The sequence below is a fragment of the Peribacillus sp. NPDC101480 genome, assembly GCF_050277335.1.
Taxonomy (GTDB): domain Bacteria; phylum Bacillota; class Bacilli; order Bacillales; family DSM-1321; genus Peribacillus.
The window spans coordinates 152,841-173,647 of the sequence record NZ_JBNNSB010000008.1; the positions used below are offsets into that span (position 1 = coordinate 152,841).

Below are 20,807 nucleotides of genomic sequence, written 5' to 3' on the forward strand. Positions count from 1 at the left end.
TCTAGTTTACTCGTGAATTCCGGCGATTCAATCGTTTCTCAGCAAATTGCCTTCACCCAATCTTGATAGGCTCAACGGTACAATTTCATCTTTCATGATGAAGCTAAACTCCTCACCGAGTACATCCGGCAATGCTTCCAAAAAGACCGGGCCGTCCGTTTCGAGGTAATTTTGTTTCTTTTCTAACCCACGCAATGCAGCATAGTATATCGATTTAACAAATGGCTTGACTGGATGATGTACCTTATATTGTCCCAAAAATTGCAGCTGGCCCACCAAGCCTCCTGTTTCTTCATACACTTCACGTATGGCTGTTTCTTCAATCGATTCCCCTGCTTCCCGTTTACCTCCAGGGAACTCCAATCCCCGTTCTCTGTGTTTGGTCAATACCCACCTGCCCTTATATCTGCTGAGTACAAAAACATGCCAAGATTCTCCAAAGACAGGATTCTCGGAGAATTCGACTTTATATCCGTTCATATCAAGAAAACGTTTCATTTTTCCCCTTCTCTCCGTATAAGAAATAATGCTATGCCCCTTCATTCATTATATGGGTAAAAAAAACTACTATCCAGCAAGAACCCATCAAAAAACGATGGCCCCTCAATATTCGAGGCCATCGTCTGTTGGTTTTGCCTGTAAAATCCCCATGCTTTCTATATGCCTTCTTCCTTCTTCAGTACCCAGGGCATAAATCATCTCATAAATTTTTTGGAGTGTTATATCCTGTTTATCATTTTCACGGTCAAAATGATATTGAAGGTATGGGACATGTGCCCGGTAAAAATTTTCTTCCCCTACTGAATAGTTATAATCAAATAATTCACGTAATTTTATGATTTCATTATCTGTCGCCTCGATCTCGAAATTCCATGGAGAACTTTCCTTATCTTGTGTTATCTGCCCATTTGGAAGCCAAATGTAATATTTTTTCCTGCTTTCAGACACATCCATCCACCCTTTCCATATATCCTACGCTTATTTTTCACGTATTTCCCCACTTCATACAATGGAAAATTTTGTTTACAGAAGAACAAAGATGTTAAATAATAGATTAAAGTATCTTTCAAAGGGTAAAACATATAATAAGCCCAAGCATCCCTTAAGATTTTTATATGCACCCAGAGTTTTTTTTGATAACCTACATATAAAGAGATAACGGATTTCTAATAAATGTGAGGTGAAAGTTTTGAAGTTAATTGAAGAATTATACAATATGTACCGTGATAAGATGACTGGTGATGAAGAAGATATTGATATGCTTACTTTTGCGGTTCTGGAACAGCTTGACCGCAAGGAAATTTTCGAATTGCTTCAAGAGATGGATGATCAAGAACTGACCAATTTGATGGGCCTTTACATTATTGAAACGTTAAAAGGGAAGTTCGCTCAAAATAGTATGAGCGACACGAAACCTACACATTTTCCGCCTAGGAATATTCATTAAATACATACCATGTCAGGTGTCCCTCTTTTGATGGATGCCTTTTTTATTGTTTTAACCAAAAAAAAAGCCCTACCGAAGCAGGGCTTTTCCTAAATCTTAATGTCCTAAATACGCACGCAGCATCCAAGCATGTTTGTTTAAGCTTTTCTTCATGCCTGTCAGCATATCAGCCGTAACCGGATCTTCTTGTTCGGCAACTTCGATGATTTCCAGGAACTCTTCGGAGAGCTTCTCAAAATCACTGATGACGCTTTGAACCATATCTTCTGTATTTTCATTTCCTGTCGCTTCTTCGATCGTCGTTAATTCCATGTACTCTTTAAGGGTAGCAACCGGCTTTTCACCAATGGCCAATAGTCTTTCGGCCAATTCGTCATAGTTGGATGTCACTTCTTTGTATAATTCTTCCAGTTTTTGGTGAAGTTCAAAGAAGTGCGGTCCATTCACGAACCAGTGGTAATTATGAATTTTCGTATAAAGAACACTGAAGTTTGCAATTTCCTTATTCACTAAAGTTCCTAATTTTTTCTGAGCCATAAATATCTACCTCCGTAAGTTGGTTATACCTATATAATTCCCTCTATTCTAAAATTGAAACATTATCTGACTTGGTTCTTATGCTAAAATGAATCTAAATTGTGAACGTTAGGAGCTGTAAAGTATGATTACGGTTTTAGTTATCTCCATTATTGTGATTCTGATTGTATTGGCATTATCGGTCTTAACAATCGGAAAAGGTTATAGCTACAAGCATACAGTGGATCCGGTCGAACCTTTGCCAGAGGATGAGGGAAAAAAAGAAGAACCCGAAAAATGAAAAAAGTTCCTGTCACAAAGGACAGGAACTTTTTTATTAACCGAAAACTTTATGAAGATCTTCTTTATCTTGTGCAAGCCAGAAATTCATTAATTTCTTAGCTCCTTCAAGATCATGCAATTTTGCTTGGCCGCATTGTTTTTCGTTTGCAGCAGGAATTTCAGTAATTGTAACAGCATCCTTGAAAGTATCTTCAAGAACATCGATGATTTCCGTCACTGTCGGCTCGCCGCTGACCACAAGGTAATATCCTGTTTGACATCCCATTGGCGAAATGTCGATGATATCAAAGTGATCGAAGCGCTCGGAATGCTTACGGATATTGAATGCAAGCAAGTGTTCCAGAGTATGGATCGTATCCGGCTTCATCGCTTGTTTATTTGGCTGACAAAAACGGATATCAAATTTATTAACAACACCGTCTGTTCCTACCTTATGGACACCGCAATGTCTAACATATGGGGCTTTAACAGCGTTATGATCTAATTCAAAGCTTTCAACTGAAGGCATTTAATTCACTCCTTAATTGTATGTCATCTCTATTTTACCTTGAATAACAATATATTTCATCCTTTAAAATTAATTCTCATTATATCAATCGGATTACCAATATGCTTATTCCTTTTTTACCCTTATTGGAAATTTAGAAAATATGCTATAATTGAGGGTAGTCAATTTACTCGAAAAGAGATGAAAGCATCGTGTTGAAAAAAATATTAATGGGAATCATCCGTTTTTACCAAGTTGCTCTTTCTCCATTAAAACCGCCCACCTGTCGTTTTTATCCAACTTGTTCCCATTATGGTTTGGAAGCGATCAATCGTTTCGGACCTATAAAAGGAAGCTGGTTATCACTCATCCGGATTCTTAAATGTCATCCGTTTCATCCAGGCGGCATTGACCTTGTTCCCGAAAAAAAAGAAAAAAGTGAGGACCAATAGAAAAAAACCTTGCTTTCTTTTGCAATCTTTTGTATCATACAGAAGTCAAATCGTAATCATTTCGTTTTTACCACATAAAATTCAAATCGTAATCAATACGAATTATAAAGGAGCATTTCATATGAAAATTCGAGCATTGCTCTCGCTTTTCCTTGTTACTGCGGTATTTCTGTCAGCCTGCGGCAACTCGAAGGGAGAATCGAGTAAAGAAGAAACCAAGGATGCCTTGGATATTTATACGACGGTTTACCCTTTACAATACTTCACTGAGGCCATTGGCGGGGAGTACGTAAACGTCGAGACGGTTTATCCTCCCGGAACGGATGAACACTCATTCGAACCCTCTCAAAAGGATATTGTGAAAATGGCTGAATCAGACCTGTTTTTCTATATTGGCTATAATCTTGAAGGCTTTGTAACCAAGGCTGAACCTATTCTAAGCAAAGAAGGCGTCAGCACAATTGCGGTGGGGGAAACGGTTCACCTCGATGAAGATGAGGAACATGCTCATGAAGATGAAGACGAACATGCTCATGAAGAAGACGGTCATGACCATGGGGACGTTAATCCGCATTTGTGGTTAGATCCCATCTATTCCATTGACATGGCTAAAACCATCAAGGACGAATTAACGAAAAAAATGCCGGAACAGGAAGAATATTTCAACAGCCAATTCAATGAGCTTTCCGAAAAGCTTGAAGCACTTGATGAAAAATTCTCGACGACGATCGAGTCAGGCCGTACCAATAAGATCATTGTTTCCCATTCTGCATATGGTTATTGGGAGGAACGCTACGGATTAGAACAAATTGGCGTGACAGGACTTACGTCTTCGAACGAACCTTCTCAAAAGGAACTGGGGAAAATCGTAACCATGGCTGAAAAAGAAGACTTGAACTACGTCATTTTTGAGCAGAATATCAGTTCTAAACTAACCGAAATCATCCAAAAGGAAATGGGAGCGAAATCACTTGAGCTCCATAATCTTTCAGTGTTGACGGATAAAGATATAGAAGCCGGCGAAGATTACTTTAGTTTAATGGAAAAGAACATCAAGACACTGCAAACTGCATTGCAATAGACGAGAAAGAAGCGGATTCCATTGGATCCGCTTCTTTTTGTACATCGGTACTATAAAGAGTTCTTTTCTCTTTGTCAGCTTTCGGCAAAAACACCTGCCCTTATTTGAGTTGGAGTTTCGGTTCTTGACAAAGTAAATTGATTGCTGATAGCCTCCTGTTCTTAAGCAACCTATGATAAGCTTTAATTATTACAATTTATGAAACAATCAAATTTAAGCTTAGAGAGGGAGAATATGAAAAAGATCATAATTGGAAGTTTAATGTTTCTACTCCTATCGATGCTAGTTGCTTGCACAGATGAAAAAGATGATTTCGCTAGAATTCATCCAAATCTTTTGCCTAGTGAGGGTCATAAGTATTCGCTCCAAGCCGTTGGAAAAGAAATTACATTTGATTTACTAGAAGAGAGTAATATAACCAATGTGGGCCCAATTACGAATGAAGTATCTTACAAGTCATTGAATGAGCAATATCCAAAACTTGAATTAAAGAAAGAACCTGCATTCATCGTGTTTGATGAAAATGGTTTGGTTTTAAAAACATATGATTATGAAGAGATGATGGATTTTTTACAAAATCAAGACGAGTAATTCTATCGGGAACTATAAAGAAGAAGGGAACCCCTTTCTATGGGATTCCCTTACGTTAGTTATTCCTTTAAATGCTTCTCACGGATCTTTTCCATTTTCGTCATCAATTCGGTTCCAATCGTTGATTCGAAATCCGGATAAATGACAGTCATCTCATTCATCCATTCTTTCTTTTCTTCAGCTGACAGTGTATAGATGTCTATATTCGATTTTTGCTGGATTTCCCGAAGCTGTTCCTGATTCAATTCATTTGATTTGATCCATAGCCATTTCGTTGTATCATCCATCGCCCTTTGGATTTGCTGCTGAATATCCAAAGGGAGCTTGTTCCAAAACGGCTTGTTTATCATGACGACATACCCTAAATAACCGTGGTCACTGATCGTTAAATAATTTTGCACCTCATATATTTTCTTGGAATAAATATTCGAAATCGTATTTTCCTGGCTGTCCGTTTCTTTAATTTCAAGGCTTTTATATGTTTCATTAAACTGCAGCTCAGCAGTTGTAGCCCCAAAATGCTTGAATTGAGTTTCCAGGACTGCACTTGGCATGATTCTAAAATTCTTTCCTGCAAAATCACTTGGATGCCGTATCGGTTTACTGCTTGTGATCTGTTTATAGTTATTCGACCAAAATGCGAGCCCCTCGATATCGATGGTATTCAGCTGCTTTAGCAGCTCTTCCCCCACTTCCCCATTCAACGCTTCCTGCAAGGCAGCGTCCGTTGGAAAAACGTAAGGGAGGTCCAATAGCATCCACTTCTTTGATATGCTCGTAATTTTAGATGTAGTCGGTGCAATCATCTGCACCTTGTTTTCTTGTAATGCTTCGATTTCTTCATGATCACTATATAATGATTGATTAGGATAAACTTCAATTTTGACACGATGATCGGTATATTCATCGACAAGTTGGGCAAATCGGTTCGCAGCAAGACCTTTAGGTGTATTTTCGGCAACGACATGACTGAACTTGATCACGATTTGATCCTTCATCCCGACCTGCTCCTCATCCTTCGGCAAATTGAAACCGAAGCTTGTAAAGAACGATTGAAACGATATATACACGGCTATCAACAGCCCCAAGCCAATTAATAAGAAGTACCCCCATAACGCACGCATTCCGACAACTCCTCACCGCTCACTTCACATTATCACTATTCTATCACAGCTTTTTGCTGTCGTAATACAATGCGCGAAAAATAGCGAAAAGTGATAGAAATTCTGTTACTATAAAGTATAGAAGTAATGGAGGAAAAACAATGGATAAATCCTTTCATATGCCCATTCAAATTAAAATCACCCTGCTATCATTCGTAATCGTCGCTTTTTCGATACTAATAGGCGGGATTTTTATATTCGGAAATATCGTTTCGGTCAGGGAAGATGAAATTGGCAAACGATCCATGATAACTGCCCATACCATTGCCGAACTCCCTGAAGTACAAAAATTGGTCCGAGAGCCCAAAGGATGGACACAGCTCAATCCGATTATTGAAAACTTAAGGAAAATCCATCAAGCAGATTATATAGTTGTGCTCAACAATCAGCATATACGTTATTCCCATCCGGTGTACAGCCAATTGGGGACCCCTTCGGAAAGCAGTGATGAAAGTGCTGCGTTCGCTGAGCACGAGTATCTTTCAAAGGCGGCTGGCGAACTTGGCATTTCCGTCCGCGCCTTTGTGCCGATCCTTGATAAAGATAGAGAACAAATCGGCGTCGTACTGGTTGGGAATATCTTGCCTACCATACCGGAATTAATCAAGGACTTGAAAGGCGAAATCGCGATTATCCTGGTCCTTACACTTCTATTCGGGGTATGCGGCTCATGGCTCATGGCAAAAAGGATAAAAAAAGAGACCTTCCAACTTGAACCCCATGAAATTTCACGGATGTTGGTTGAAAGGACAGCTGCTTTTAATGCCATGCATGAAGGGGTCATCGCCATAGATAATAATCAGACCATCACGATTTTCAATGAAAAGGCTAAGCAAATTTTCAATATCAATGGTGCGGTCATAGGCAAGAATATCAATGATATTATACACGATACCCGTCTCCCGGAAGTGCTTGACCGGACATCTCCCATCTTTAATCAGGAGATCTCCGTTCAAAACAGGAATATTGTAAGCAACCGGGTACCGATAAAGATTGCGGAAAAAACGATCGGTGCCGTGGCCATTTTTCAGGATCGCACCGATGTGACGAAGCTAGCTGAAGAGTTGACTAGTGTCAAAGCATTCGTTGAGGCTCTGCGCGTTCAAAACCATGAACATATGAACAAACTTCATACGATAGCAGGATTGATCCAGCTAGGCAATCTTGACGAAGCGCTGCATTACATTTTTCAGATTACGGAAGAACAAGAGGAATTGACCAGGTTTTTAACGAAGCACATTCACGATGATAATTTAGTGGGGCTGATATTAAGTAAGATCTCCTTGGGTAGGGAACTCGGAATCAAGCTCATCATGGACCAGCACACGAAATTGGACCGCTTCCCCGCTGATTTGGATCATCACGATTTTGTTTTGATAATCGGAAACCTGATCGAAAACTCATTCGCAGCGTTAAAGCATTGTTCAGAGGAAACAAAACAGGTTTATCTATCCATCTACCAGGATGAACTTCATTGTCAAATCGTGCTTGAGGATAACGGACCCGGCATTCCCAAGGACATTCATAAAGATATATTCGAGTATGGTTTTACAACAAAAGGTGCGGAAGGATCAGGAATTGGTCTTTATCTAATAGACCAAATTGTAAAAAAAGCGAACGGCGAAATGAAATTCACGACACGCCCTGACGAAGGAACAAGCTTTTTTCTTTCTTTTCCGATGCACGATATAGAGGAGAACCAAAATGACTAACAAAATTCGTGTACTTTTAATTGAAGATGACCCAATGGTCCAAGAGGTCAACAAACAGTTCATCGAGCGCCTGCCTGCCTTTAAAGTCGTTGATACAGCTTCAAATGGGCTTGAAGGTCTGGAAAAAATCAGGCAGTCTAAACCCGACCTTGTCATTTTGGACATCTTCATGCCATCTTTAAACGGGGTTGATACACTTTATCAAATCAGAAAAGAGCAAATGGATGTGGATGTCATCATCATTTCAGCGGCAAATGATCAGAAAACAATCAGAAAAATGATACAGAACGGGGCATTTGACTATTTAATCAAGCCATTTAAATTTGATAGGCTAAAACATACGCTGGAGCAATATTTTGCTTTTCGGATGGAGGTTGAACCTGACCATCAAATTTCTCAAAATCAACTCGACCGAATCCTCTTTCAAAATAAAAAACATTCTGTAGCGAGTCCGAAATATGATGTTCCCAAAGGATTGAATGGAGCGACTCTTGAGCAAGTGACGAAGTTCATTAAGACCCAGCCTGGGTCACTATCTGCAGAAGAAGTGGCTGATGGGATTGGAATCGCCAGAGTTACAGCAAGGCGCTATCTTGAATACTTGCATGGCGAAGAAGTCCTTCAGCTTGACGTACAATATGGCAGCATAGGCCGTCCAGTCAATAGATACCGGCTTCAAAAACCTTAAAAACGCATGGGGACCGGCTTGAAATGGTTCCCTTTTTACTTTTATTCTTTACGCACCTGTCTTCCGGTCATATAGGCCCCACTTTCTCTTCAAAAGAAACAGTTCGCACTCTTCCAAAGATGTCACTTCTTTTATGACATAGTCAGGCATGCCCCTTCTTAGTAGAATCTCCGCAATAAGGTACGGTTTTTTCTTCATACACTCTCCCCTCCCTTTCCCTTGGTTGCTATTCTTTTAATTTCATTATACAAAATAATCCAGTAAAGAAAAAATAGACAAAGCCCCATTTTCCAAAAAAATATGATCTATCCGGCCAATTTATCTGATTTTTCTAAAATCTGGACAATAAAAAAAGTTCCTGGTTGATTTCAGTCATTCGTTCCCTTTCCGCAGACTGACTGTCTGCCAAGCCTCATCGAATCAAGCATCCAGCGTGATCTTGGCTAGCCAGTTATTCGACAGAAGTGTCGCAAATTTCTTCAATTTAGTAAGAGTTTTAACAGGAAAAGCAATGAATTGATTTGTTAGTATCCTATTAAAATCATTTCCCAAAGGGGTGGGGTTTCCGTCCAAGGAAATTTTAATTGGGTGAGTTATATAGACAGGGGGAGTGAGAGGAGTTAAAGGATTATCAATATTTGGTCAAAAGAGGTGGGCAATGCACCTCCTTTGATGTTTTCACTTGTACAACTTACTATATGTAGTCAATTCCTTTAGCCGCTTTTCATTGATGGCAAAACCGATTCCAGCTTTATCGGGAACTTGGATCATGCCATTTTCGACAAGTACTTCAGGATATATTATATCTTCATCCCAATAACGGGATGAAGATGATATATCCCCGGGAATCGTGAATCCTTTTAATGTGGCAAGTGCAATATTATGTGCACGTGAAATGCCAAATTCAATCATACCGCCGCACCAAACTGGCACATCATTTCCCAGGCATAAATCATGGATTCTTACAGCTTCCATCCAGCCGCCGACTTTAGCCATCTTAATGTTGATCACTCCACAGCTCTGGAGCGTCAGCGCACTTTTGGCATCATGAAATGAATTTATGCTTTCATCAAGGCAAATGGGTGTCTGCAGCTGTTTCTGCAAAAATGAATGTTCGACAATGTCGTCATGTCCCAGCGGCTGTTCAATCATCATCAGCTTAAACGCATCAAGCTTCTGAAGGTGTGTGATGTCATCAAGAGTGTACGCTGAATTGGCATCTGCCATGAGCGGGATATGAGGATAGGCCCGACGGATTTCCGCTAAAAACTCCAGATCATTTTGAGGATTGATTTTTATTTTATAACGCTGGTAACCAGATCCGGAAAAATCCTCGATCTGGCGCATCGCATCTTCAATATCATTGGATGCAACGACTACACCAGCGGCCACTTCACTTCGTTCGCCGCCAAACAGCCGTCCGAGGTAGACTCCTTTCTGCTTCGCATATAAATCGAGGATTGCCTGCTCTAAAGCTGACTTCGCCATCGCATTCCGCCGGATTCCGCTCCATAAGTTCGGCAGCTCATCAGGATGCTTGATCTGACTGGCCAATGTCAACGGAATTAAGAAGCCATCCAATATATGAAAGCATGTTTTGATCGTTTCCTCGGTATACCAAGGACTTGTAAAAGGGACAGCTTCACCGTATCCAATCAACCCATCCTTATCCATGGCTTCTACAATTATCACTTCCCGATCGCTTACCGTTTCGAGATGCGTCTTGAATGGCCGTTTTAAAGGGGCCTTAATGAGCTTTAGGGAAATGGAGGATAACTTCATTTCCCTTCCCCCATTTCCTTCTTCAGTTCCCGTCTCAGAAGCTTGCTTGCGCCATTACGGGGAAGCTCCTTACAAAGAATCACGTTCCTGGGAATCTTATAGGATGCTAAATATCCCCTGCAATATTCCAGCAGTTCGCTCTCATCAAGCTCTGCACCTTTATGCAAGACGACAAAAGCAAGCGGGACCTGCCCCCACTTTTCATCGTCAGTCCCTGTCACTCCCGCTTCGAAAACATTAGGATGCATACTGAGGACGTTTTCAATCTCGGCCGGATAGACATTTTCACCGCCGGAGATGATTAAATCCGAACGTCGGTCAAGCACATATAAAAAGCCTTCCTCATCAAGATAACCAAGATCCCCGGTATAAAGCCATCCATCGGTAATCGCCTGCTGTGTAGCGTCCATTCGATTAAAATAACCTTTCGTGACATTCGGACCTGAAACCACGATTTCACCCACTACACCCGGTTCACACATAGTGCCGTCTTTCTCTATCCGTAACTGCGAAGGAAACAAAGGCTTCCCAGCTGATCCGATTTTTGACATGCTGTACTCCGGTGCCAGCGTCACAATCTGTGAAGACGTTTCGGTCATCCCATATGATTGATAGACGGGAATCCCTTTCTCCTTACAGGCTTCAAGTAAATGGACGGGTGCAGGGCCGCCGCCCAACAGGAAACAACGAAAGGTTTTTGGATAGCTTGTTCCATTCAATTCCTGAACCATCCTATTCAGCATCGCCGTCACGACCGATACGATCGTCACGCCATTTTCCTGAATGCTCCGGTTCGCCTCCCGTTCATTGAATCGTTCCGCCAAAACGACTTTCATGCCATAAATCACATTTTTCATCAGAATGGATAAACCGCTAATATGAAAGATCGGAACCGCACAATACCAAGAATCCTCCTCATGCAATCCAAGGTTCAGAACCGACCCTACTGCACTCCACCAATGGTTACCGAATGTTTGGATCACACCCTTTGGATTTCCTGTAGTACCTGATGTATACATGATTGTAGCGGTATCCTCAAGGTAAAACTCTTGAAGTATTTCCGCCGTGCCTTCATTCGGCAATTCCTCCATTAAATGAAGGTTCAATTCCGGGAGAACCTCACTAATATCAGAAAGTTTGTCGGAGAAGGCACCCTCTGAAACCAAATAGGCAGTCCCACTATCCTCGATCTGCCAGGACAGCTCTTTTGCCGTTAACTTATTATTCAGCATCACAATCTTCACACCGAGATAAAATAGTGCATGTATAACGACAACACCATCAATATGGTTACGGAGCAAAACCGCGCATGAATCACCGGAGCCCAGACCAATGCTTGCCAGCTTACCAGCCATCTTCTCCGATAATGTATGCAGTTCAAGAAAGCTATACGTATGACCTTCAAACTCAATTGCCGGGCGCCCAGGTGAAAGATGCGCCCGATTTTTCAGCCAGTTCGGCAACTTTTCTTCTGCCATTGCTGCTTACCCTCTTCCATTTTGATATAGAAAACAGCCCGGCGATTTTCCGCCAAGCTGTCAGTCTCATCGATTCACGCGTTTCATTAAGGGAAACGAGGGAATTGTCCAAAGTCCGGATTGCGTTTTTCTTTGAATGCATCGCGGCCTTCTTTTGCTTCTTCTGTTGTATAGTATAAAAGTGTAGCGTCACCAGCCAATTGTTGAAGACCTGCAAGGCCATCAGTATCAGCGTTCATTGCCGCTTTCAAGAAACGAAGTGCCGTTGGGCTCTTCTCAAGCATTTCCTCACACCATTTAACCGTTTCCGCTTCTAATTGGTCTAAAGGTACGACCGTGTTGACCAATCCCATATCCAATGCTTCCTGTGCATTGTATTGACGGCATAGGTACCAGATTTCACGTGCCTTTTTATGACCGACGATACGTGCAAGGTAGCCAGAACCATAACCAGCATCAAAGCTTCCAACATTCGGTCCAGTTTGTCCGAAGACTGCATTGTCAGCAGCAATCGTTAAGTCACAAACCACATTCAAGACATTACCGCCGCCAATTGCATAACCTGCGACCATGGCTACGACTGGTTTTGGAATAACACGGATCAAGCGTTGTAAATCAAGAACGTTTAGACGTGGAATATTATCTTCACCAACATATCCGCCATTCCCACGTACTTTTTGGTCTCCGCCTGAACAGAATGCTTTGCCGCCTACACCCGTCAAAATAATGACACCGATGCTGGAATCATCACGCGCCCTTGCGAATGCATCAATCATTTCAGCAGTCGTTTTTGGTGTGAATGCATTATGTACATGTGGTCGATTGATGGACACTTTCGCAATCCCGTTATATTTTTCATACAAAATCTCATCATACTCACGTATCGTTTCCCATTGAATCGTCATCTTAATTCCTCCTTTTATTTCGCTTTAAAAACTCACTTATTATTTTACCAAACTTTTCTCCAACTTCCACATGAATCGCATGTCCCGCATCATTTATTATTTTCCATTCGGCGCGCTTCAGCTTTTTTTTCATCGAGTCCGCTACTCGACAAAACTTATGGTCGAGTTCACCGGTTATAAGGAGCACCGGGAAATCAAGGGTTTGCAGTTGTTCCCAGTATGAAGCCTGATTGCCGGTCCCCATACCAAGAAGGCTATTGGAAAGGCCGGCAGGGTCATTTGCCAACCGCTGCTCCCGAATGGCTGACCTGGTTTTGGCCGACAACCGTTTTTGACTTTCAAACAGAGGGATGTTTTCCCATTGATTCACAAACGCTTCCATGCCATTTTCAAGAATCCTTTCGGCAAGCTTCCGATCATTTTCCCTTCGGATTTCACGTTCCCCTTCTGTTAAAAGGCCCGGTGAAGCGCTCTCCAATATCAATGTATCAACATACTCAGGAAACAAACAGGCAAAACCCAACCCGAGCCTTCCGCCCATCGAGTAACCAAGGATATGGGCTTTCGGGAAATGCAATACATCCAAAATATACTTAATATCCTCAGCGACACGCTCCATTTCATACCTTCGATGATCGGCTGGTGACGCAGACATACCATGTCCGATGATATCGACCATGATTAACGTATACCTGTCACTCAGTAGCGGAATGAGGAATTTCCATGTATCCCGATTTCCTGTAAATCCATGTAAAAGTACAAGAGGATCTCCATTTCCCGTTATTTCAACAGCATAATTGACATCCTTGCTGACAATATTCATGATATTTCCCCGTCTAACACCATTTTTATTTCCTGGGAAACAAAGCTCCACAAATTTCGATGCTTTTGTAGATTGGACTCTCTTTCTGTCGGAACTTCAATGATTTTGAGTCCTTGGATTTCGAATGACTCTGTAAATACATTCTCTAGCTCATCCCAATTTTGGACCTTGTTGTATTTACCGCCATAAAGCTCGGCAGTATGGGAAAAATCAAGCCCATGAGGCGTACCGAATAGCGTTTCGAAATGTTCCCTCTCATTCGCCTGCGGCAAGAAGGAGAAAATGCCGCCGCCATCATTATTAACCAGCAATATCGTGATATTTTGTTTTTGAAGTTTTGCCGCAAGCAAGCCATTCATATCATGGAAAAAGCTTAAATCCCCGATTGCCAGCACTGTATTTTTTGATACCGTGCTTACGCCAAGCGCAGTGGAAACGACACCATCGATACCATTCGCCCCACGATTTGCAATGGTTTTGATTCCTTTACCATTATTCAAAAAGAAAGTATCCAAATCGCGTATGGGCATACTATTCCCGACAAATAACGTCGATTCCAACGGCATCATATCAGCAAGCAGGGCGAAAAGCTTGCCTTCGCTTAACTCCGCTTCATCTCTGACGGAGGCTAAGGCCTCCTTCGTCGCTCCGTTGACGGTTTGCCATAACCGAAGCCACTCATCATCAGAAGAGGGAGTAATGCTTTCAGCAATTCGCAAACAAAAATCTTTCTCTTCGCTGTAAATCATATTCGTTGCCAATCCGGCTGGTTCGCGCCAGCCTGCTCCGCCATCGACGACCAACGTGATTGCCTGTTTTTGTTTTTTCATGAATAACAATAACGGTTTAGAAACAGGCATTGCCCCGAATCGCAAGATCACTTCCGGTCTGAAAGCCGCTTTTGCCGTTTCATCGCGTAGAAACGTATCATAAGAATCAATAATTACGGCTTTGTCATGACTTCCGCTCCTTAACTGTGAAAGGGGATCAGCCAGTACCGGAAAAGCAAGTTTTTCCGCTAATGCGACGATGGCTTCCTTCATCTCTGGATGAGGTAATTCGCCACATACAATCATACCTTGCTTAGCTTGTGACAATGTAGTTGCAACCGCTTCTATTTGTGATGATGACAGTGACAGTTCTCCACTTTCAATCAACACTGCAGGCGTCATTTTATTTTGCCTGCACTCCTTTGCTTGCTCCAAATCAGGAATCAGTGGTTCGCGAAGTGGGAAATTCAAATGCACAGGCCCTGCAGGTTCAGCTGCAGCTGTTGCCACTGCCCTTGCACCGACCGTTCTGGCATACCGCATCATCCCATCCGTGCTTTCAGGAAGTGCCATTTCGACAAACCATTTTACATGTCTCCCGTAAAGGTGTATCTGATCGATCGCCTGCGGGGCTCCGACATCACGCAATTCATGCGGGCGGTCAGCGGTAAGTACAATAAGCGGCACTCTTGAATAGAAAGCCTCAATGACGGCTGGGTAATAGTTTGCAGCGGCTGTACCTGACGTACAAAGAAGTCCGACTGGTTCTTTTAGGGCCTTAGCCAAACCAAGGGCAAAAAAAGCAGCCGAACGCTCATCCACATTAATATGAATTTCAATATCAGGATGTTCCACCAGCAACAAAGCCAGGGGTGTGGATCGTGAACCAGGGCTCACCACCACATGCTTCACCTTATTTTGTGCCAGCTCATCGACGAATGAAGCAGCATAAGCTGTCAATGCATCTCGGTCATTCATTAAGATTTCCTCCTAAAGCACTTAACATCGGATTGAATTTAATCCCCGTTTCCCGGTATTCACTTTCGGGAGTCGAATCTTCCACTACTCCGCAACCGGCAAAGAGCGATGCCTCATTATTCTGTATTAGTGCAGAACGTATCCCAACAGCGAATTCCCCGTTTCCATACGTATCCACCCAGCCTAAGGGACCCGCATAAAAGCCACGTTCCAGACCTTCCATTTCCCGAATTCGGACAACGGCCTTTTCTTTGGGAAGTCCGCCCATAGCAGGTGTTGGGTGGAGATTCTCGACAAATTCAAAAATCGTGACACCTTCCTTTGATATACCCCGGACGGGTGTGTACAAATGCTGGATATGACGGTTTTTCATAAGTGTCGGTCGTCCCGGGACCACCACCTTTTCGCATACTGAATCAAAGGCATTGGATATCATAGAAACGACATATTGATGTTCTTGTAAATTCTTTTCGTCATGAAGCAATTCTTCACCAAGACAAACATCTTCCTGCTCATCTTTCCCTCGTCCCATCGATCCAGCAAGACAGGTAGAAAAAACTTCATTTCCCTGTTTCTTAATCAAACGTTCAGGGGTGGCACCCACAAAACAGTCACCACCAGCCTCCAAACTGAAAATATAACTCAATGGCTGCTCAGCAATCAATTGTTCAAGCACTTTCCCTGAATCGATGGAACGTTCAAAACCAAGTCGAAGCTCCCTTGCCAAAACGATTTTGTCCAGATCTGTCGTCTTGATTTCCTGAACAGCCTCTGCGACCGTCCGCTTCCATTCCTCAGGTTCGACTTCCCTCTGCATAACTAGGGAATTTGCACCCAATCCATTGCCATCCAAGCTTTCGAAAAGGAAAGCTTCCCGTTCATTTATCATATCTATGAAGAGTTTTTCTGAATCATCAGGCGAACAAAGTAAGTTTGTCGTTAAGTAAGCTTGTTTCCCCACTATTGACAGCATGAAGGCAGGTATATAAAAAAGGTTGTCCCCGAACTGATTCCAAAGGAGCGTACTGTCAGTTTCATAATCAAAAGAAAAGCCCCCAAACAGTAAAGGACCTGTCGCTTCTACATCGGTCACCCCTGTTTTGACAGCATTATTCTGCAGTTTGATCCAGCTCTTTTCGACTTCTCTATAACGTTCGGCATTCGATGCCGCTTTGAGTTTCTTAACATTGCCTAAACCGGTGATGGTTATTTCCTTTGCAGGGTCCTCCCAGAAAAAGCGTTCACCCGCGTACCGTTCTCTTCCAGCTTGATAAAATGAAAGGGGGTTGTTGCATTTAATCTTCTTAATATGACTGAATAGAACTTGATCATTCAAGTCCTTCGCCTTTTGTATAGCTGAAGCCAGTCCCTGAAACTGTTCAGTTTCCTCTGAGATAGCCAAAAAAATCCCCCCAAATGTACATTTTAAAAGCTTTTTAACCTATTTAAAGATACACCTCACTTGAACCCCATGTCAATAAAACGCCCCTTTACCGAACGATTCTTTCCTGCTTTTTTCCTTATTATATGAATCTTAGCGAATGTAGAGAAATACCCTGGATTTTGGAAATGGATCATCCAGGAATTCCAGTTATCGCCCTTACCCACTTTTCCTGCATTTATTAGGATAACCTTTTGTGCAACATTTCAATATTTGTTATAATTTCGAGAGAACCAATAATGATTTTGAGGAGAGAAATAATGCAAACAGAATACGATGGACTTCCCCTTAAACGGACCTGGAAGATTTGGTGGGAGTTAATACGTCCACATACACTAACCGCAGCTTTTGTCCCAGTCTTACTTGGAACTGTGATTGCACTTTTGGAAGATGGAGTGAATTGGTTACTATTCGCTGCCATGATGATTGCCAGTATCCTGATTCAAGCTGCAACCAATTTATTCAATGAATACTACGATTTCAAGAGAGGCTTGGATACGGAGGAATCCGTAGGCATCGGCGGCGGGATCGTCCGTCATGGGATGACCCCCAAACTAATCATGAGCTTGGCCCTATGCATGTATGCCATCGCCTTGATAATTGGAATCTATATCTGTGCCGCATCATCTTGGTGGCTTGCTGCAGTAGGACTGGTTTGCATGCTTGTCGGCTATCTTTATACAGGCGGTCCCCTGCCCATTTCATATACACCATTCGGGGAACTTTTTTCTGGATTGTTCATGGGCTTTTTGATAATCTTGATCGCCTATTTCATTCAAACCGGTGATGTTTCTTCAACAGCCATCTTAATTGCCATTCCAAGTGGGATTTTGGTTGGGCTGATCAACTTATCCAATAACCTACGTGACCATGATGGAGATAAGGCTCATGGGCGCAAAACGATGCCTGTAGTGATGGGCAGGAAAAACGCCCTGACATTCATGGCAATCATGTTCGCCTTCTCTTATCTATGGCTTGTTGGGCTAGTCCTTACCGGAAGCGTAACGGCGTGGATTCTCCTTGCCTTCCTTAGCATACCGAAGGCCATGGCCGCAATCAAAGGCTTCGTAGGCAAAACGCAGCCGATCACGATGGTCCCGGCAATGAAAGCCACGGCCCAAACGAACACCTTCTTTGGCTTACTCATGGCCATTGGATTATTCATCAGCTATCTTATATAATCTCCGAGGACTGAGCTCATCCGCTCAGTCCTTTTTTCTATCTTCCGTTGCACATTGTTTTCCTATACTCCAATTCGGGTAATAGATAATACAACCATCTTACCAATATAAAATGAGATTTGGACTTTAGAAGGAGTGAATCGGATATGGCAACGAAACAACAAACGCAAAAATTAAAAAATGAACTGCTTCAAGAAAAAAATGAGTTAAGTAGAAGAATTCAAAATGATGAACAATCCGTTCTGGATAAAAGCCAGACGGAATCCGTAGGGGAATTATCATCTTATGATAATCATCCTGCTGACCTAGGAACCGAATTATTCGAGATGGAACGGAATCAAGCACTCGATGAGCATGCACAATCAGAAATGGAGAAAATCGAGGAAGCATTAAAAGCATTGGAAGAAGGCTCGTATGGCCAGTGTAAAACCTGCAATAGGGAAATCCCCATCGAGAGGCTTGAAGCGATCCCAAGCACCCTCTACTGTGTCGAGCATGCCCCGGAAGTTCCTAATACACAAGAGCGACCAGTGGAAGAGGATATATTGATTCCATCCAAGGGTGATCATTTTGAAAACCGTCATGGAAATGAAGTAGTGGATAAAGAGGATAGCTTTGGTGAAGTCGCCAAATTCGGTACATCCGAAACGCCATCTGATTACACCGGCGATCATGACAATTATAATGACCTTTATAAAACCGAGGATGAAACGGATGGATTTCCAGAAGATTATGAAGGATTTGCAGCAAATGACATCGAAGGAAAAAACAGGGTGGATATACCGAACAAGAAGCAAAAGGAATATGAAGATACATTAGAAGAAGAAAATATCGATTCCCAGCTTGGGGACATCCCTTATAAACAAAAAGATAGTTATATCAATGAAAAGAAATGAAAAAAAGAAGCATACATGAATGTATGCTTCCTTTTTTGTTATGACCCGTACGGGATTCGAACCCGTGTTACCGCCGTGAAAGGGCGGTGTCTTAACCGCTTGACCAACGGGCCAAATGGCGGAGAAGGAGGGATTTGAACCCTCGCGCCGCTCGCGCGACCTACACCCTTAGCAGGGGCGCCTCTTCAGCCTCTTGAGTACTTCCCCATGGCTCCGCAGGTAGGACTCGAACCTACGACCGTTCGGTTAACAGCCGAATGCTCTACCACTGAGCTACTGCGGAACAATATGAATATGGTGGGCCTAAATGGACTCGAACCATCGACCTCACGCTTATCAGGCGTGCGCTCTAACCAGCTGAGCTATAGGCCCATATTTGGAGCGGGTGAAGGGAATCGAACCCTCATCATCAGCTTGGAAGGCTGAGGTTTTACCACTAAACTACACCCGCGAAATGGGGCGACTGATGGGAATCGAACCCACGAATGCCTGAACCACAATCAGGTGCGTTAACCACTTCGCCACAACCGCCGTAATATGAAAGATATGGTGGCTCAGGACGGAATCGAACCGCCGACACAAGGATTTTCAGTCCTTTGCTCTACCGACTGAGCTACTGAGCCACATTTGTATTAAATTTAAAAAATGGCGGTCCCGACGGGAATCGAACCCGCGATCTCCTGCGTGACAGGCAGGCATGTTAACCGCTACACCACGGGACCTAATAATTGCGGGGACAGGATTTGAACCTGCGACCTTCGGGTTATGAGCCCGACGAGCTACCGGACTGCTCCACCCCGCGACGGTAATAATGAAACTATTTGCATCAAGTTTTCGTGTATATAGTTTTTTCGCTTCCTCTATGTAAGGTTGTTTAAAAACAACTTGCTGCTTTTTAAAAAAATGGAGGAGGTAGAGGGATTCGAACCCCCGCGGGATTTGACTCCCCTGTCGGTTTTCAAGACCGATCCCTTCAGCCGAACTTGGGTATACCTCCACGGCATTAAAAAGTGAATATGGTGGACCTTGTAGGACTCGAACCTACGACCGGACGGTTATGAGCCGTCTGCTCTAACCAGCTGAGCTAAAGGTCCTTATATTTATTGGTAGCGGCGGAGGGGATCGAACCCCCGACCTCACGGGTATGAACCGTACGCTCTAGCCAGCTGAGCTACACCGCCAATATAATATAAGTATCTGATTGAAAAATGGTGGAGCCTAGCGGGATCGAACCGCTGACCTCCTGCGTGCAAGGCAGGCGCTCTCCCAGCTGAGCTAAGGCCCCATTCATTAAAAATCACGTGGTCGGGAAGACAGGATTCGAACCTGCGACCCCTTGGTCCCAAACCAAGTGCTCTACCAAGCTGAGCTACTTCCCGCAATAAACATGGTGCGCCCGGCGGGAGTCGAACCTACAACCTTCTGATTCGTAGTCAGATGCTCTATCCAATTGAGCTACGGGCGCATATTAAGATGGTGCCGAGGACCGGAATCGAACCGGTACGGTAGTCACCTACCGCAGGATTTTAAGTCCTGTGCGTCTGCCAGTTCCGCCACCCCGGCACATACGAAAAGTGGAGCGGAAGACGGGATTCGAACCCGCGACCCCAACCTTGGCAAGGTTGTATTCTACCACTGAACTACTTCCGCATGTAAGATGCGGGTGAAGGGACTTGAACCCCCACGCCTTGCGGCGCCAGATCCTAAGTCTGGTGCGTCTGCCAATTCCGCCACACCCGCATATAAAATGGTGAGCCATGAAGGATTCGAACCTTCGACCCTCTGATTAAAAGTCAGATGCTCTACCAACTGAGCTAATGGCTCGTGCTTGTACTATCTTAAAATGGTGCCGGCAAGAGGACTTGAACCCCCAACCTACTGATTACAAGTCAGTTGCTCTACCAGTTGAGCTACACCGGCAGGTGTAAAAATGGTGGAGGATGACGGGATCGAACCGCCGACCCTCTGCTTGTAAGGCAGATGCTCTCCCAGCTGAGCTAATCCTCCATATGAAACCTGCTTGGCGACGTCCTACTCTCACAGGGGGAAACCCCCAACTACCATCGGCGCTGAAGAGCTTAACTGCCGTGTTCGGAATGGGAACGGGTGTGAC

At 43.2% G+C, this 20,807-nt stretch carries 21 protein-coding genes, 21 tRNA genes and 1 rRNA gene; 9 read left to right on the plus strand and 34 right to left on the minus strand.

Annotated elements, in window-relative coordinates:
• Positions 1–27 precede the first annotated feature (27 nt).
• Both ytkD and ACQKMF_RS23120 read right to left on the minus strand, forming a co-directional pair.
• Positions 28–498, minus strand: coding sequence for an RNA deprotection pyrophosphohydrolase (ytkD, locus tag ACQKMF_RS23115; RefSeq protein ID WP_260359143.1), 471 nt, complete (start codon positions 496–498; stop codon positions 28–30).
• A gap of 105 nt (positions 499–603) precedes the next feature.
• Positions 604–954 (minus strand): hydrolase, encoded by a 351-nt coding sequence (locus ACQKMF_RS23120; RefSeq protein ID WP_427575150.1) that lies wholly within the window; start codon positions 952–954, stop codon positions 604–606.
• Between the two features lie 226 nt (positions 955–1,180).
• On the opposite strand from ACQKMF_RS23120, the gene ACQKMF_RS23125 reads away from it, so the two are divergent.
• Entirely contained in the window at positions 1,181–1,447 is a 267-nt protein-coding gene (locus ACQKMF_RS23125) for a DUF6154 family protein (RefSeq protein ID WP_370020242.1), read from the plus strand.
• Positions 1,448–1,543: 96 nt separating this feature from the next.
• On the opposite strand, the gene ACQKMF_RS23130 is transcribed toward ACQKMF_RS23125, so the two are convergent.
• On the minus strand, positions 1,544–1,984 hold the full coding sequence (locus tag ACQKMF_RS23130) for a Dps family protein (protein ID WP_048686502.1): 441 nt from the start codon (positions 1,982–1,984) through the stop codon (positions 1,544–1,546).
• Positions 1,985–2,108: 124 nt separating this feature from the next.
• Between ACQKMF_RS23130 and ytzI the strand changes: the two genes are divergently transcribed.
• Positions 2,109–2,264 carry a YtzI protein gene (gene ytzI / locus ACQKMF_RS23135; RefSeq protein ID WP_101225577.1) on the plus strand — a complete coding sequence of 52 codons (156 nt, stop codon included), beginning with the start codon at positions 2,109–2,111 and terminating at the stop codon, positions 2,262–2,264.
• 36 nt (positions 2,265–2,300) lie between these two features.
• Here the strand turns inward: ytzI and ACQKMF_RS23140 are convergent, their stop codons facing one another.
• Positions 2,301–2,774, minus strand: a complete 474-nt coding sequence (locus tag ACQKMF_RS23140) for an S-ribosylhomocysteine lyase (protein ID WP_034310515.1) — start codon at positions 2,772–2,774, stop codon at positions 2,301–2,303.
• 191 nt (positions 2,775–2,965) lie between these two features.
• Here ACQKMF_RS23140 and yidD point away from each other — a divergent pair, with 191 nt between their 5' ends.
• The 3 genes from yidD (at position 2,966) to ACQKMF_RS23155 (ending at position 4,877) form a co-directional block, all read left to right on the plus strand.
• Positions 2,966–3,205 (plus strand): membrane protein insertion efficiency factor YidD, encoded by a 240-nt coding sequence (gene yidD / locus ACQKMF_RS23145; RefSeq protein WP_101225578.1) that lies wholly within the window; start codon positions 2,966–2,968, stop codon positions 3,203–3,205.
• A gap of 121 nt (positions 3,206–3,326) precedes the next feature.
• Entirely contained in the window at positions 3,327–4,286 is a 960-nt protein-coding gene (locus ACQKMF_RS23150) for a metal ABC transporter solute-binding protein, Zn/Mn family (RefSeq protein ID WP_260359144.1), read from the plus strand.
• Between the two features lie 234 nt (positions 4,287–4,520).
• Positions 4,521–4,877: a hypothetical protein gene (locus ACQKMF_RS23155; protein ID WP_402945071.1), complete on the plus strand. Its 357-nt coding sequence runs from the start codon at positions 4,521–4,523 to the stop codon at positions 4,875–4,877.
• 59 nt (positions 4,878–4,936) lie between these two features.
• Here ACQKMF_RS23155 and ACQKMF_RS23160 read toward each other — a convergent pair whose 3' ends face one another.
• Positions 4,937–6,001: a DctP family TRAP transporter solute-binding subunit gene (locus tag ACQKMF_RS23160; RefSeq protein WP_427575154.1), complete on the minus strand. Its 1,065-nt coding sequence runs from the start codon at positions 5,999–6,001 to the stop codon at positions 4,937–4,939.
• Between the two features lie 140 nt (positions 6,002–6,141).
• Between ACQKMF_RS23160 and ACQKMF_RS23165 the strand changes: the two genes are divergently transcribed.
• Together ACQKMF_RS23165 and ACQKMF_RS23170 are read left to right on the plus strand one after the other, a co-directional pair.
• Entirely contained in the window at positions 6,142–7,752 is a 1,611-nt protein-coding gene (locus tag ACQKMF_RS23165) for an ATP-binding protein (protein WP_157831153.1), read from the plus strand.
• The gene (locus ACQKMF_RS23170; protein ID WP_101225581.1) at positions 7,745–8,440 is read left to right on the plus strand and encodes a response regulator; all 696 of its coding nucleotides are present in this window, start codon (positions 7,745–7,747) and stop codon (positions 8,438–8,440) included. The genes ACQKMF_RS23165 and ACQKMF_RS23170 overlap by 8 nt, the downstream gene beginning before the upstream one ends.
• Positions 8,441–8,488: 48 nt before the next feature.
• On the opposite strand, the gene ACQKMF_RS23175 is transcribed toward ACQKMF_RS23170, so the two are convergent.
• The 7 genes from ACQKMF_RS23175 to ACQKMF_RS23205 all read right to left on the minus strand — a co-directional run bounded on the left by ACQKMF_RS23175 (position 8,489) and on the right by ACQKMF_RS23205 (position 16,578).
• Complete coding sequence (locus ACQKMF_RS23175) at positions 8,489–8,638, minus strand: hypothetical protein (protein ID WP_230178513.1); 150 nt, start codon at positions 8,636–8,638, stop codon at positions 8,489–8,491.
• 480 nt (positions 8,639–9,118) lie between these two features.
• Positions 9,119–10,222, minus strand: coding sequence for an o-succinylbenzoate synthase (gene menC / locus ACQKMF_RS23180; RefSeq protein ID WP_402945076.1), 1,104 nt, complete (start codon positions 10,220–10,222; stop codon positions 9,119–9,121).
• Positions 10,219–11,700 (minus strand): o-succinylbenzoate--CoA ligase, encoded by a 1,482-nt coding sequence (locus tag ACQKMF_RS23185; RefSeq protein ID WP_402945079.1) that lies wholly within the window; start codon positions 11,698–11,700, stop codon positions 10,219–10,221. Before ACQKMF_RS23185 ends, menC begins: the two co-directional genes overlap by 4 nt.
• A gap of 86 nt (positions 11,701–11,786) precedes the next feature.
• Complete coding sequence (menB, locus tag ACQKMF_RS23190; protein ID WP_053347924.1) at positions 11,787–12,605, minus strand: 1,4-dihydroxy-2-naphthoyl-CoA synthase; 819 nt, start codon at positions 12,603–12,605, stop codon at positions 11,787–11,789.
• Between the two features lies 1 nt (position 12,606).
• On the minus strand, positions 12,607–13,428 hold the full coding sequence (menH, locus tag ACQKMF_RS23195) for a 2-succinyl-6-hydroxy-2,4-cyclohexadiene-1-carboxylate synthase (RefSeq protein ID WP_402945084.1): 822 nt from the start codon (positions 13,426–13,428) through the stop codon (positions 12,607–12,609).
• Positions 13,425–15,176: a 2-succinyl-5-enolpyruvyl-6-hydroxy-3-cyclohexene-1-carboxylic-acid synthase gene (menD, locus tag ACQKMF_RS23200; protein WP_427575158.1), complete on the minus strand. Its 1,752-nt coding sequence runs from the start codon at positions 15,174–15,176 to the stop codon at positions 13,425–13,427. The genes menH and menD overlap by 4 nt, the downstream gene beginning before the upstream one ends.
• A complete protein-coding gene (locus ACQKMF_RS23205; protein ID WP_427575160.1) occupies positions 15,169–16,578 on the minus strand; it encodes an isochorismate synthase in 1,410 nt (469 codons plus the stop codon). The genes menD and ACQKMF_RS23205 overlap by 8 nt, the downstream gene beginning before the upstream one ends.
• A 299-nt stretch (positions 16,579–16,877) precedes the next feature.
• Here ACQKMF_RS23205 and ACQKMF_RS23210 point away from each other — a divergent pair, with 299 nt between their 5' ends.
• Both ACQKMF_RS23210 and ACQKMF_RS23215 read left to right on the plus strand, forming a co-directional pair.
• Positions 16,878–17,798: a 1,4-dihydroxy-2-naphthoate polyprenyltransferase gene (locus ACQKMF_RS23210; protein ID WP_101225587.1), complete on the plus strand. Its 921-nt coding sequence runs from the start codon at positions 16,878–16,880 to the stop codon at positions 17,796–17,798.
• 146 nt (positions 17,799–17,944) lie between these two features.
• On the plus strand, positions 17,945–18,694 hold the full coding sequence (locus tag ACQKMF_RS23215) for a TraR/DksA C4-type zinc finger protein (RefSeq protein WP_402945093.1): 750 nt from the start codon (positions 17,945–17,947) through the stop codon (positions 18,692–18,694).
• Between the two features lie 41 nt (positions 18,695–18,735).
• On the opposite strand, the gene ACQKMF_RS23220 is transcribed toward ACQKMF_RS23215, so the two are convergent.
• From ACQKMF_RS23220 to rrf, 22 genes are all read right to left on the minus strand, one after another.
• Positions 18,736–18,807, minus strand: a tRNA-Glu gene (locus tag ACQKMF_RS23220).
• 3 nt (positions 18,808–18,810) lie between these two features.
• Positions 18,811–18,901: transfer RNA gene (locus ACQKMF_RS23225), tRNA-Ser, on the minus strand.
• A 1-nt stretch (position 18,902) separates the two neighbouring features.
• Positions 18,903–18,977 (minus strand) — tRNA-Asn (locus tag ACQKMF_RS23230).
• Positions 18,978–18,989: 12 nt separating this feature from the next.
• Positions 18,990–19,066: transfer RNA gene (locus ACQKMF_RS23235), tRNA-Ile, on the minus strand.
• A gap of 5 nt (positions 19,067–19,071) precedes the next feature.
• Positions 19,072–19,145, minus strand: a tRNA-Gly gene (locus ACQKMF_RS23240).
• Positions 19,146–19,149: 4 nt separating this feature from the next.
• Positions 19,150–19,225, minus strand: a tRNA-His gene (locus ACQKMF_RS23245).
• Between the two features lie 16 nt (positions 19,226–19,241).
• Positions 19,242–19,317, minus strand: a tRNA-Phe gene (locus tag ACQKMF_RS23250).
• Between the two features lie 23 nt (positions 19,318–19,340).
• Positions 19,341–19,416 (minus strand) — tRNA-Asp (locus ACQKMF_RS23255).
• A 6-nt stretch (positions 19,417–19,422) separates the two neighbouring features.
• Positions 19,423–19,496 (minus strand) — tRNA-Met (locus tag ACQKMF_RS23260).
• A gap of 102 nt (positions 19,497–19,598) precedes the next feature.
• Positions 19,599–19,691 (minus strand) — tRNA-Ser (locus ACQKMF_RS23265).
• A 20-nt stretch (positions 19,692–19,711) separates the two neighbouring features.
• Positions 19,712–19,788: transfer RNA gene (locus tag ACQKMF_RS23270), tRNA-Ile, on the minus strand.
• A 10-nt stretch (positions 19,789–19,798) separates the two neighbouring features.
• Positions 19,799–19,875: transfer RNA gene (locus tag ACQKMF_RS23275), tRNA-Met, on the minus strand.
• 28 nt (positions 19,876–19,903) lie between these two features.
• Positions 19,904–19,979 (minus strand) — tRNA-Ala (locus ACQKMF_RS23280).
• A gap of 17 nt (positions 19,980–19,996) precedes the next feature.
• Positions 19,997–20,073 (minus strand) — tRNA-Pro (locus ACQKMF_RS23285).
• A gap of 9 nt (positions 20,074–20,082) precedes the next feature.
• A tRNA-Arg gene (locus ACQKMF_RS23290) sits at positions 20,083–20,159 on the minus strand.
• A 9-nt stretch (positions 20,160–20,168) separates the two neighbouring features.
• A tRNA-Leu gene (locus ACQKMF_RS23295) sits at positions 20,169–20,257 on the minus strand.
• A 12-nt stretch (positions 20,258–20,269) separates the two neighbouring features.
• Positions 20,270–20,344, minus strand: a tRNA-Gly gene (locus ACQKMF_RS23300).
• 8 nt (positions 20,345–20,352) lie between these two features.
• A tRNA-Leu gene (locus ACQKMF_RS23305) sits at positions 20,353–20,434 on the minus strand.
• An 8-nt stretch (positions 20,435–20,442) separates the two neighbouring features.
• A tRNA-Lys gene (locus ACQKMF_RS23310) sits at positions 20,443–20,518 on the minus strand.
• A gap of 20 nt (positions 20,519–20,538) precedes the next feature.
• Positions 20,539–20,614, minus strand: a tRNA-Thr gene (locus ACQKMF_RS23315).
• 11 nt (positions 20,615–20,625) lie between these two features.
• Positions 20,626–20,701 (minus strand) — tRNA-Val (locus tag ACQKMF_RS23320).
• 11 nt (positions 20,702–20,712) lie between these two features.
• A 5S ribosomal RNA gene (rrf, locus tag ACQKMF_RS23325) occupies positions 20,713–20,807 on the minus strand; the annotation flags it as partial.

What these genes read in the sequence shown, in the direction of transcription:
- ytkD (WP_260359143.1), bottom strand. Translation starts at nt 498, where the DNA reads ATGAAACGTTTTCTTGATATGAACGGATATAAAGTCGAATTCTCCGAG.
- ACQKMF_RS23120 (WP_427575150.1), bottom strand. Translation starts at nt 954, where the DNA reads ATGGATGTGTCTGAAAGCAGGAAAAAATATTACATTTGGCTTCCAAAT.
- ACQKMF_RS23130 (WP_048686502.1), bottom strand. Translation starts at nt 1,984, where the DNA reads ATGGCTCAGAAAAAATTAGGAACTTTAGTGAATAAGGAAATTGCAAAC.
- ytzI (WP_101225577.1), top strand. Translation starts at nt 2,109, where the DNA reads ATGATTACGGTTTTAGTTATCTCCATTATTGTGATTCTGATTGTATTG.
- ACQKMF_RS23140 (WP_034310515.1), bottom strand. Translation starts at nt 2,774, where the DNA reads ATGCCTTCAGTTGAAAGCTTTGAATTAGATCATAACGCTGTTAAAGCC.
- ACQKMF_RS23150 (WP_260359144.1), top strand. Translation starts at nt 3,327, where the DNA reads ATGAAAATTCGAGCATTGCTCTCGCTTTTCCTTGTTACTGCGGTATTT.
- ACQKMF_RS23155 (WP_402945071.1), top strand. Translation starts at nt 4,521, where the DNA reads ATGAAAAAGATCATAATTGGAAGTTTAATGTTTCTACTCCTATCGATG.
- ACQKMF_RS23160 (WP_427575154.1), bottom strand. Translation starts at nt 6,001, where the DNA reads ATGCGTGCGTTATGGGGGTACTTCTTATTAATTGGCTTGGGGCTGTTG.
- ACQKMF_RS23165 (WP_157831153.1), top strand. Translation starts at nt 6,142, where the DNA reads ATGGATAAATCCTTTCATATGCCCATTCAAATTAAAATCACCCTGCTA.
- ACQKMF_RS23170 (WP_101225581.1), top strand. Translation starts at nt 7,745, where the DNA reads ATGACTAACAAAATTCGTGTACTTTTAATTGAAGATGACCCAATGGTC.
- ACQKMF_RS23175 (WP_230178513.1), bottom strand. Translation starts at nt 8,638, where the DNA reads ATGAAGAAAAAACCGTACCTTATTGCGGAGATTCTACTAAGAAGGGGC.
- menC (WP_402945076.1), bottom strand. Translation starts at nt 10,222, where the DNA reads ATGAAGTTATCCTCCATTTCCCTAAAGCTCATTAAGGCCCCTTTAAAA.
- ACQKMF_RS23185 (WP_402945079.1), bottom strand. Translation starts at nt 11,700, where the DNA reads ATGGCAGAAGAAAAGTTGCCGAACTGGCTGAAAAATCGGGCGCATCTT.
- menB (WP_053347924.1), bottom strand. Translation starts at nt 12,605, where the DNA reads ATGACGATTCAATGGGAAACGATACGTGAGTATGATGAGATTTTGTAT.
- menH (WP_402945084.1), bottom strand. Translation starts at nt 13,428, where the DNA reads ATGAATATTGTCAGCAAGGATGTCAATTATGCTGTTGAAATAACGGGA.
- menD (WP_427575158.1), bottom strand. Translation starts at nt 15,176, where the DNA reads ATGAATGACCGAGATGCATTGACAGCTTATGCTGCTTCATTCGTCGAT.
- ACQKMF_RS23210 (WP_101225587.1), top strand. Translation starts at nt 16,878, where the DNA reads ATGCAAACAGAATACGATGGACTTCCCCTTAAACGGACCTGGAAGATT.
- ACQKMF_RS23215 (WP_402945093.1), top strand. Translation starts at nt 17,945, where the DNA reads ATGGCAACGAAACAACAAACGCAAAAATTAAAAAATGAACTGCTTCAA.